This is a genomic window from Phocaeicola sp. RTP21359st1_B8_RTP21360_211022 (assembly GCF_040911965.1).
Classification (GTDB): Bacteria; Bacteroidota; Bacteroidia; order Bacteroidales; family Bacteroidaceae; genus Phocaeicola; species Phocaeicola vulgatus.
Genome location: NZ_JBDFXP010000013.1, coordinates 107,683 through 115,047 on the forward strand (window position 1 = coordinate 107,683; position 7,365 = coordinate 115,047).

A 7,365-nucleotide genomic window follows, 5' to 3' on the forward strand; every position below is an offset into this window, starting at 1 on the left:
TTACCGCAGGTTGCACAGATGATTGTTGAAGATGAAAGAAACTTCTTTGTGGAAATCCGGAATTATCCGCATCGGCTTTTGAGCAAAAAAGAATCTGTGCAATCTGTGGTAAAATCGAATATCAGAATTATAAATCTTTCAGCAATATCTTGCTGGTGCTTTTATAATATTCTTCACGGGCATTTGCCAGCGCCTCCCAAGAACTGCTGTATCGCTTTTTGTCTATTTTGAAGGCTTCCGTTCCGGCTATGTCCAGTCTGTTCAGCAGCATAGCCACGTTCATCCGGTTGATATCTACTGACGGCAAATAGCCTATGCTTTCATCGTCACCGTCCATAGCAGTTTCATAAATCATGTGCATGTCCTGTAGTTCATACAGGATTTTCTTGGTGAGCCTTATCGGGATTTTATGTTCGTCGCTGAGTGTCTCGGCGGTATAAGGAGCCTCTTCCGTCTCAAAGCGCTTGCATATCAGAGACATGATGAGGATACACAGAAAGTCGTGATAACGGCGGCTGATATTTGCCGTTTCTTTGCTGAAACTGTAGTTGCGAAGATTCTGTGCCACATAGCAAAGTTCTGCGCCATACAGGCAGATTCCCCATGAAATTTGCGCCCATAACAAGAACATAGGAATGGCGGCGAAGCTACCATAGATTGCATTGTACCTTGATACCCATATCTGACTGCCGATATACAAGTATTGAAAAGCCTGAAAGGCTGTGCCTGCGATGATACCCGGAATGATGGCATACTTCAGTTTCACTTTAGTATTGGGCATAAAGACGAACAGTCCCGTAAACATGGCCCAAGTCAGGATGAAAGGGATCAGGCGTACCAGAAATTTCATCAGGGGTGCCAGTAATACGAAGTCCTCCATGTTTTTCACCATGGTGGACATAAAGATGGTAAGACCGCTGGAAAGTACGATAAGTAGGGGCAGTAAGAGCAGGATGGAGAAATAATCCGTCATTTTGCGATACAGTGTACGGGGCTTCTTCACTTGCCATATATAATTGAAGGTACGTTCTATGTTATAGGTCAGGCTCAGAATGGTCCAGAACAACATCACCAGACCCACTCCGATAAAAATTCCGCTTTTGGCGTGCACCAGATAGGAGTCAATCAGGCCAAGAATGGTTTCGGCAGCCGCACTCTGTCCTTCAAGACCGCTACGGAATTGGGTTTCCAGCAGGTTGGAGAAGCCGAAACCGCGTGCGATGGCGAATAAAATGGCCAGAATGGGAATAATAGAAAGCAGGGTGCTGTATGTCAGTGCGGATGCTTTATTCAAAATACGTCCCTGAGTGAATTCACGAACAGAAAGAGTAGCGATTTTTATTGCATTATAGAGTATTCCTCGGGATTTGCTAACCTCGTCTTCTGTCACCCGCCATATATCATCTTTGAGAAACGATTGCAGACCTTTCAGTTTTTCCTTGTTCATGGTACTCATAAGCTCTTCATTAGGATATATGAAAAAAAAGCAGCCGGCCTGTAAGCCGGGTTCTGTTCTTCGCCTTGCGGCGAAGTGCCTGCCATTTATCTACGCCTGTTGTCACCAACAGGCTCTAGCGGTCTACCCTCCGACGTGGGGCGAGCAACCCTCATAATGTCGGTTTACATGACCTTACAACTCCTAAGACGTACAGCCCGTCATGTCACCATGCGGCTGGTAGGCTCTTACCCCACCTTCTCACCCTTACCCCGTTTCCCGTAGGAATTGTGGCGGTTGTTTTCTTCTACGTTACTCCACCTTCGCAGATGGCTTTCTGTTAGGAAGTAGGATGCTCTGCGTTGCCCGGACTTTCCTCTTTCGCCTTACGGCGTCAGCGGCAGACCGGCCGGCTGCTTTTAAGTCTACAAAGATAGTGATTTTAGGTTAAACGTAGGATAATAAAGCGGAAAAAAGTAAGAAAATAAATGGAAAAACGAAGAAAGAGCGGAACAGCCCATTACTTTTTCTTGGTATATATAATAATGAGAAGAGAATCGGTGATGATCGGTTCGGCACTCCTGCTTATCGTATAGAAACAACGGTAAAAACAGAAATATAAAAGTAAATGAACAGTGCCGGAAAGAGAAGTGGGTGCAGTTTTCGCTTTCCCTCTCCGGACACGGATTTTAGCGGTAGAATTCCAGTTCGTTTCTTAATGAACGCACTTCCTGTTGCAGAAGTTCTATACGTTCCAGCATGTGGTGAATGGCGTCGATTCCTGCAATATTGATGGACAAGTCATAATATAAATGCGTGTAACGCTCCAGTTCCGCTAGTTGGGATGTGGGGAGGTAGCGTTCCTCGTCAATCACCCGGACTTCGATCAGTCCGTCTTCTTCCAGTTCCATAATGAACGACGGGTCCACATGGCAACGGTCGCAAAAATCGTTGATAATAATTAAATCGGTCTGCATAATCCTTCTCTTTTTTTAATTGCTACTATCTTTTAATTGGCGGAACAGCTCTTTCTGATGTTCGGTCAGGTTGCTAGGAATGGTGACATTATAAGTTACTATCAGATCGCCAAATTTGCCTTCTTCCTTGTAAACAGGAAAGCCTTTGCCTTTCAAACGGACTTTGGTTCCGTTCTGGGTTTCAGGTTTTACTTTCAGTTTTACCTTGCCGTTCAGTGTGTCCACGGTTTCTTCACCACCCAGTACGGCGGTGTAGAGGCTAAGCGGAGCATGGATATATAAATCATTTCCCAGACGTTTGAATACAGGATCGTCTGGAATGACAAAGGTGATGTACAGATCGCCTGCAGGACCACCGTTTACCCCCGGTGCACCATGACCACGCAATTTGATAGTCTGTCCGTTGGCTATACCTGCCGGAACAGTGATACGTATGTTCTTTCCGTTTACATTAAGCACTTGTTTGTGTGTTTCGGCGGCTTCACGCAATGAAAGTTGTAATTCAGCATTATAGTCCTGTCCACGGAATCCGGCGCTTCGTCCGCCGTTTGCACCGCCACGATGCCCGAACAGTTCTTCAAAGAAATCAGAGAAACCACCTGCGCTGCCACCGAAATGTGCACCGGTGAATTCTTCTCCTCCATTGCCGGAATACCAGTAACTGCCGTTACCGTCCGTACCGAATCCGCTTCCGGCTCCGCCAAACCCTCCGAATCCACCAGCACCTCCATATTGTTGCTTTTGTTTTTCAAATTCGTCGGCATGTTTCCAGTGTTCCCCGTATTCGTCGTATTTCTTACGTTTTTCCGGGTCACTCAGTACTTCGTTGGCTTCATTTATCTCCTGAAACTTATCTTTGGCTCCAGGATCATTCGGATTCAAGTCAGGATGGTATTTGCGGGCCAGCTTACGGAAAGCCTTCTTGATATCATCTTGGGTGGCGCTTTTGTCCACTCCCAATACTTTGTAATAGTCTATGTAAGCCATATTATATATTTGTTAAATTTCATCTGCTTTAAGAGAAACAAAATACATGCCAATTGGTTGTGTTCTGTTTTTATTTTATTATCTTTGCAGCGAATTTTTAGAAATTATTCTAAAGGAAATGAGGGGATTGGCAATCATATTCAGGTTTTTTATGCTATTAGTCCTGCTGCTTCCTGTGGTTGCTCTGTGTCCTGTGAAGGCGGAAACGACCTCGGAAGGGCCTATCCTTATTGTCACTTCTTATAATCCCGAAACGCGTAGTATTTCTGACAACCTGTCTGCTTTTATGGATGAATACAGACAGCGTGGCGGCAAGTATACTCCGATCATAGAGAGTATGAACTGCAAGAATTTGTCCGAGGCCTATCTGTGGAAATCGCGTATGGCCTCCATCCTTGGTAAGTATAAGGGGAAAAACCGTCCGTCACTGGTTATATTGTTGGGGCAGGAGGCATGGTCGGCTTATATCTCACAAGACACAGAGATAGCTAAAAAGACTCCGTCTATCTGTGGCATGGTCAGTGTCAACGGACTGGTATTGCCCGATGATAGTATCGACACGCGGGTATGGGAACCTGAAAGTAAGAATATTTATACGGATTTCAGTGATTATAATATTGTTGCCGGTTATGTATATGAATATGATGTCGATAAAAACATAAAGCTGATGCGTCGTTTTTATCCTGATATGCGCCGTGTGGCATTTATATCGGATAATACCTATGGCGGGTTGTCTATGCAAGCCTTGGTTAAAAAGGAGATGAAGAAGTACCCCGATTTAGAAACAATTTGGCTGGACGGCCGTACAGAAACCTTTATGGAAGTGAGTGAAAGGATGCGCAGGTTGCCTCAAAATACGTGTGTGTTATTGGGAACATGGCGTGTAGACTGTACGGAGAGTTATGTTATTGGTAATACGACTTATATGCTGCGCGATGCGAATCCCACCCTGCCTGTGTTTACTATTGCATCTGTGGGGCTGGGACATTGGGCATTGGGAGGATATACTCCCGAGTACCATGCGGTAGGAAAGAATATAGGCGCGGTTACTTATGATTTTTTGGATAAAGGGGATAGAGAAGGGGTGGACTTGTTGACTATTCCCGGAAACTATACTTTTGATATAAAGCGTTTGCATGAATTCAAATTGGATTCATTGAATCTTCCTCAGGGAGCGGTGTTGGTGAACAAGACTCCTTCGTTTTATGAGCAGTATAAATATTGGGTCATAGGGGTTGTTTCGGCGTTCATGTTCCTGATAGCCTGTTTCTTGATAGCCATATATTATATTATCCGTATCAACCACTTGAAACATAATCTGGAAGTATCCGGCGAGGAACTGCTGGTAGCCAAGGAGAAAGCGGAGGAATCCAACAGGTTGAAGACGGCTTTTCTGGCCAATATGAGTCACGAAATACGCACTCCCTTGAATGCCATTGTGGGATTTTCCAGCGTGTTGGTCAGTGATGATTCCTCTCCTGCCGAGAAAGAGCAGTATTGTGATATCATTCAGAAGAATTCCGATTTGTTGTTGCACCTCATAAATGATATTCTGGACATCTCGCGCATGGAATCCGGAAGGATAAAATTCGTATGGGAAGAATGTGATGTGGTAGAGTTGTGTCAGACGGCTTTGTCTACAGTGGAGTATGGACGCAAGACCAGTGCTTTGTTTCTGTTTGAAACTCCTGTGCCTTCGCTGGTTGTCAAGACGGATGCCCAGCGTCTGAAGCAGGTGTTGATTAATTTGCTGTCCAATGCCGCAAAATTTACTCCGTCCGGTTCTATCAAACTGACGGTTGCCATAGACAAACAGCATCAGCAGTTGGAATTGTCAGTGTCGGATACCGGTTGCGGTATTCCGCCCGATAAGAGTGAAAAGGTATTTGAACGTTTCGAGAAATTGAATGAATATTCCCAAGGTACGGGGCTGGGATTGGCCATTAGCAGGCTGATAATCGAGAATCTGGGAGGTAAGATATGGGTGGACAAGGATTATACCGAAGGCGCCCGGTTTGTATTCACGCATCCTTTGACTAAAAAAGAATAAAGAATAGAGAAATGAAATATAGAATATGTATCAGTGCCCTGCTGTTGTGGGCAGGTATGCAGTTGTCTGCATCCAATAATCAGGAAGAAGTGGTTATCAAGATTATAGAAACCAGTGATGTGCACGGGAATTTCTTTCCGTATAACTTTATCGAACGGAAAGAATGGAGTGGAAGTCTTGCCCGTGTTCATTCCTTTGTGAAAGAACAGCGTGAGAAATATGGGGATAATTGCCTGTTGATGGATAATGGGGATATCCTGCAAGGTCAGCCTACAGCTTACTATTATAATTTCATGGATACCGTGTCTACTCATGTTGCGGCGGATATGATGAATTATATGGGATATGTGGTAGGTAATATGGGTAACCATGATGTAGAGACTGGGCATGCGGTGTACGACCGTTGGATAAAACAGTGCGATTTTCCGGTACTGGGGGCTAATATAATAGACAATGCCACTGGAAAACCTTATCTGAAACCCTACGAGGTGTTGGAGCGCGACGGAGTGAGGATAGCGGTTCTGGGTATGATTACTCCGGCCATTCCTTCATGGTTGCCGGAGAAATTATGGAGTGGTCTGCATTTTGAGGAAATGGAGCCCTGCGCACGCAAATGGGTGAAGATTATAAAGGAAAAAGAGAATCCTGATGTCATTGTGGGATTGTTTCATGCCGGAAAGTCGGGCAACGTGTTGGGACAGGTGGTGGAAGATGCCTCTATGGATGTAGCCAAACGGGTTCCGGGCTTTGATGTGGTGCTGATGGGGCACGACCATACTAGGGAATGTGTAAAGGTGCAGAATGTGGCAGGAGACAGTGTGCTGGTCATTGACCCGGCAAACAATGCCAATGTAGTTTCGGATGTGACCCTGACCGTAACAAAGAAAGATGGGAAAGTAGTGGAGAAGTCGGTGGAAGGTAGATTGGCGGATATGAACAAGTATCCTGTCAGCCGGGAGTTTATGGATAAGTTTGCCCCTCAATACAAGGCTGTAAATGACTTTGTATCCCGTAAAATCGGTACAATTTCACGTACCATCACAGCGAAGGATGCTTATTTCGGTTCTTCTCCTTTCATAGACCTGATTCATCAGTTGCAATTGGAAATTTCGGGTGCTGAAGTGTCTTTCTGTGCTCCGTTGTCCTTCCGGGCAGAGATTAAAGAAGGAGACATCTATGTGAGTGATATGTTCAATTTGTACAAGTACGAGAACATGCTGTATGTGATGGAACTTTCGGGCAAGGAAATTAAAGGTTTCCTGGAAATGGCATACGCCATCTGGACTAATCAGATGAAGAGTTCCGAGGACCACCTGATGCTTTTCAAGGAGCCGGTGGAGAAGGGGAAGCGTGCTAATTTCAAGAATTTCAGCTTTAACTTTGACTCTGCCGCAGGCATTAATTATACGGTGGACGTGACCAAGCCGGCAGGAGAGAAAATCACGATTCAGAGCATGTCGGACGGGACTCCTTTCAGTATGGATAAGGTTTATAAAGTGGCTTTGAATTCTTACCGTGGGAACGGTGGCGGAGATTTACTGACTCTTGGAGCTGGAATTTCCAAGGAAGATTTGGCAAAACGTATTATTTTTGCAACCGATAAGGATTTGCGTTATTATCTGATGCAATATATTGAGCAGGAAAAAGTGCTGCATCCTCATGCTATGCACCAGTGGAAGTTTATTCCGGAGGAATGGACTGTGCCTGCCGCGAAAAAAGACTATCAATTGTTGTTTGGCGAGGAAAAGAAATAAATAGTTGAGCAAGAGAAGGTACATAGTAGCCCCGTTATTACTGCTGGCGCTGTTTTTAACGTATCAGGTAAGCATCACTTTGTTTGAAGGTGTGTCAAAATGCGCACCTTCTTTTTTTATGCACAAAGCCCCGACTTTCACAAGCAGGGGCTTTGTTATTAC

General features: G+C 44.9%; 5 protein-coding genes and 1 other RNA gene. 2 read left to right on the forward strand and 4 right to left on the reverse strand.

Translation table 11 applies throughout. The features are described from left to right. Window positions 1-127: 127 nt before the first annotated feature. The 4 genes from AB5062_RS08870 to AB5062_RS08885 all read right to left on the reverse strand — a co-directional run bounded on the left by AB5062_RS08870 (window position 128) and on the right by AB5062_RS08885 (window position 3,399). Complete coding sequence (locus AB5062_RS08870) at window positions 128-1,447, reverse strand: YihY/virulence factor BrkB family protein (protein ID WP_032934749.1); 1,320 nt, start codon at window positions 1,445-1,447, stop codon at window positions 128-130. Window positions 1,448-1,482: 35 nt separating this feature from the next. Beyond that, an RNA gene (gene rnpB, locus AB5062_RS08875) (RNase P RNA component class A) lies at window positions 1,483-1,852 on the reverse strand. 272 nt (window positions 1,853-2,124) lie between these two features. Beyond that, a complete protein-coding gene (locus AB5062_RS08880) occupies window positions 2,125-2,412 on the reverse strand; it encodes a chaperone modulator CbpM (protein WP_005843833.1) in 288 nt (95 codons plus the stop codon). A 15-nt stretch (window positions 2,413-2,427) separates the two neighbouring features. Continuing rightward, complete coding sequence (locus AB5062_RS08885; RefSeq protein ID WP_005843835.1) at window positions 2,428-3,399, reverse strand: DnaJ C-terminal domain-containing protein; 972 nt, start codon at window positions 3,397-3,399, stop codon at window positions 2,428-2,430. A gap of 46 nt (window positions 3,400-3,445) precedes the next feature. On the opposite strand from AB5062_RS08885, the gene AB5062_RS08890 reads away from it, so the two are divergent. Further along, a complete protein-coding gene (locus tag AB5062_RS08890) occupies window positions 3,446-5,449 on the forward strand; it encodes a HAMP domain-containing sensor histidine kinase (protein WP_011965716.1) in 2,004 nt (667 codons plus the stop codon). Between the two features lie 11 nt (window positions 5,450-5,460). Further along, window positions 5,461-7,203: a bifunctional UDP-sugar hydrolase/5'-nucleotidase gene (locus tag AB5062_RS08895; protein ID WP_005843228.1), complete on the forward strand. Its 1,743-nt coding sequence runs from the start codon at window positions 5,461-5,463 to the stop codon at window positions 7,201-7,203. Window positions 7,204-7,365: the final 162 nt, after the last annotated feature.

Coding starts and splice junctions, on each gene's coding strand:
- AB5062_RS08870 (WP_032934749.1), bottom strand. CDS start 1,447: ATGAACAAGGAAAAACTGAAAGGTCTGCAATCGTTTCTCAAAGATGAT.
- AB5062_RS08880 (WP_005843833.1), bottom strand. CDS start 2,412: ATGCAGACCGATTTAATTATTATCAACGATTTTTGCGACCGTTGCCAT.
- AB5062_RS08885 (WP_005843835.1), bottom strand. CDS start 3,399: ATGGCTTACATAGACTATTACAAAGTATTGGGAGTGGACAAAAGCGCC.
- AB5062_RS08890 (WP_011965716.1), top strand. CDS start 3,446: ATGCCAATTGGTTGTGTTCTGTTTTTATTTTATTATCTTTGCAGCGAA.
- AB5062_RS08895 (WP_005843228.1), top strand. CDS start 5,461: ATGAAATATAGAATATGTATCAGTGCCCTGCTGTTGTGGGCAGGTATG.